The 2768-nt window shown below is 68.3% G+C and carries 2 protein-coding genes and 1 pseudogene; 2 read left to right on the top strand and 1 reads right to left on the bottom strand.

Going from position 1 to position 2768, the window contains the following annotated elements:
- Positions 1-659, top strand: a pseudogene (locus AOK15_RS35680) (serine/threonine protein kinase); the annotation flags it as partial.
- A 104-nt stretch (positions 660-763) separates the two neighbouring features.
- On the opposite strand, the gene AOK15_RS35675 reads toward AOK15_RS35680, so the two are convergent.
- On the bottom strand, positions 764-2224 hold the full coding sequence (locus AOK15_RS35675) for an amino acid permease (protein WP_055522548.1): 1461 nt from the start codon (positions 2222-2224) through the stop codon (positions 764-766).
- Positions 2225-2499: 275 nt separating this feature from the next.
- Here AOK15_RS35675 and AOK15_RS35670 point away from each other — a divergent pair.
- Positions 2500-2768, top strand: a 269-nt coding sequence (locus AOK15_RS35670) for an RpiB/LacA/LacB family sugar-phosphate isomerase (RefSeq protein ID WP_157870472.1), incomplete at its 3' end; no start/stop codon positions are given.

Genomic DNA, 2768 nt, shown 5'->3' with positions numbered 1-2768 from the left:
CCCCCACACCGCCGGGCGACCTGCTCGGCCCCGCGCTCCCGGCGAGGCCGGCCGAACCCCGGCCGAACAGGCGCCGTACGGTGCTGATCGCGGCCGCCGGGGTGGCCGTGGCCGGAGTCCTCGCGGCCGTACTCGTCCCGACGCTCGGCGCGTCGTCCGACGACAGGAGGAAGGCGACCCCCTCGGCACCGTCGAGCACGTCCCCGACCGTCGCCGGCACCTCCCGCCCGCCGACGCTGCCGCCAGGCGCCCGCACCGAGGCCGGGGTCTTCGCCTGGGTCCCGCCCGACGGCTTCTCCCGCGAGGTGCACGCCGGCGCGGAGGTCCACTACACGTCACCGGACGCCCGGCAGGAGATCGTCGGCAAGGCGTCCCTGGCCCGCGGCGACCTCCTGGTCCAGTGGGAGAAGAAGGAGGAGAGCACCAGCCAGGGCCCCGGCTACCGGCGGATCCGTCTGGAGGAGACCGAGTTCCGCGGCAAGCCGGCCGTGGTCTGGGAGTACACCGTCACCGCCCAGGAACTCCCCTGGCACGTCCGCTCCCTCGGCTTCAACACCGGCGGCAAGTCGTACCAGCTCACCACCTGGTACCACCCCGACATCGAGGACCGGGCCCTGCCCGTCTACAAAAAAGTCGAGAAGAGCTTCACCCCGTTGTGAAGCCCTTCCCGACGAACCACGAACCACGAACCACCAAGCTCGATCCGCGAAGCGCGAGCCGCGACCCACGAACCGTGAACGCAGGACCGCGGACCGCGAGCCGCTCAGCCCACCTTGTCGGTGACCTCCGGCGTCGCGCCCGCCTTCTGTCCCTTGATCTTCTCCTTGACCAGGGAGATCCCGACGACGACGGCCGCGACCAGCAGCGAGAGCAGCAGGATCTCCCGGTTGCCGTGCTCCGTGTCGGTGAGCATGTAGGCGAGGACGAAGAGGATCAGCCCGATCGTGGCCCACGTCAGATACGGGTACAGCCACATCTTCACGACGAGCTTCTCCGGGGTCTCCCGCTCGATGATCCTGCGCATCCGCAGCTGGGAGAAGCAGATCACCAGCCACACGAACAGGGCGACCGCGCCGGAGGAGTTCACGAGGAACAGGAACACGCCCTCGGGGAAGAAGTAGTTGAAGATCACCGCGACGAACCCGAAGACCACCGACGCCAGGATCGCCGTCATCGGCACACCCCGCGACGTGGTCCGCCCGAACGACCGCGGCGCGTCCCCGCGCTCACCCAGGGAGAACGCCATCCGGGAGGCCGTGTAGAGGCCGGAGTTGAGGCAGGACAGCACCGACGTCAACACGATGAAGTTCATGATCTGACCCGCGTGGGCGATTCCCAGCGAGTCCAGCGCGGCGACGTAGGAACCCTTCTCCTTGATCGAGGGGTCGTTCCACGGCAGCAGCGCGACCACGACGAAGATCGAACCCAGGTAGAACACGCCGATACGCCAGATGATGCTGTTCGTCGACTTCGTGACGGCCCTCTGCGGGTTCTCCGTCTCCCCGGCGGCCAGCGTGGCGATCTCACTGCCCATGAACGAGAAGACCACCAGCAGCACACCGATGAGGATGGCACCGGGCCCGTGGGGCAGGAACCCGCCGTGGTCGGTCAGGTTGCCCAGACCGGCCTTCTCGGCCTCCACGCCCGGCAGCACACCGAACACGGCCAGCCCGCCCACGACGATGAACGCGGCGATCGCGACGACCTTGATACCGGCGAACCAGAACTCGAACTCGCCGTACGAGGCCACCGAGACCAGGTTGGTGGCCGTCAGCACCACCATCACGATCAGGGCCCAGCCCCACTGCGGTACGGCCGGGATCCAGCCCTCCAGGATCACCGCCCCGGCGGTCGCCTCCACCGCGAGGACGACGACCCAGAAGAACCAGTACAGCCAGCCGATGGAGAAGCCGGCCCAGCGGCCCAGCGCACGGTCGGCGTGCGCGGAGAACGACCCGGAGGTGGGGTTCGCCGCGGACATCTCACCGAGCATCCGCATGACCAGCACGACCATCGTGCCGACCAGGGCGTAGGACAGCAGGATGCCGGGACCGGCGGTCGCGATACCGGAGCTCGACCCGACGAAGAGGCCCGCCCCGATCACACCTCCGATCGCGATCATCGAGAGGTGGCGGTTCTTGAGACCGGCGTGGAGGCCGGGGGAGGGGGGAGAGGAGGAACCTGGTGTGCCGGTGTCGGTCGGCAGAGTCGGCTGCGACGTCATGGGGGGAGTTTCCTTTGCGCCGTTGTGGGGACTTCCGTGCGTCTGCCCACGCATTCCCCGGTGACTCTCGTCAGAGCGGGACACGAGAGGCGGAGGGGGGCACTGCGTGAGCCTCCGTAAAGATCGGTCCAGTGAATCGGAGGTGAAAGGAATCCTGAACCTTTGAATCCAGATCGTTACTTGAGGTTTACTTGAGGTTCCGTGGTGTGGCTCACGCTTTTCGGGCGCCGGGCCCCCGTCGCGCCCCGACGAAACAGGCGTGTCACACTCGGACCATGCGCGTCTACCTCGGCTCCGATCACGCCGGATACGAACTCAAGAACCACCTCGTCGAGTGGCTGAAGGCCGCCGGTCACGAGGCCGTCGACTGCGGTCCCCACATCTACGACGCCCAGGACGACTACCCGCCGTTCTGCCTCCGCGCGGCGGAGCGCACGGCCGCCGACCCCGGCTCCCTGGGCATCGTCATCGGCGGATCCGGCAACGGGGAGCAGATCGCCGCGAACAAGGTGGCCGGCGTGCGCGCCGCGCGGAGGCAGAACGG

The organism is Streptomyces ossamyceticus, assembly GCF_001418475.1.
Lineage (GTDB): Bacteria > Actinomycetota > Actinomycetes > Streptomycetales > Streptomycetaceae > Streptomyces > Streptomyces ossamyceticus.
Note: the sequence above shows the minus strand (reverse complement) of the source record. Positions and strands in the feature narration are given on the sequence as shown.

What these genes read in the sequence shown, in the direction of transcription:
- AOK15_RS35675 (WP_055522548.1), bottom strand. Translation starts at nt 2,224, where the DNA reads ATGACGTCGCAGCCGACTCTGCCGACCGACACCGGCACACCAGGTTCC.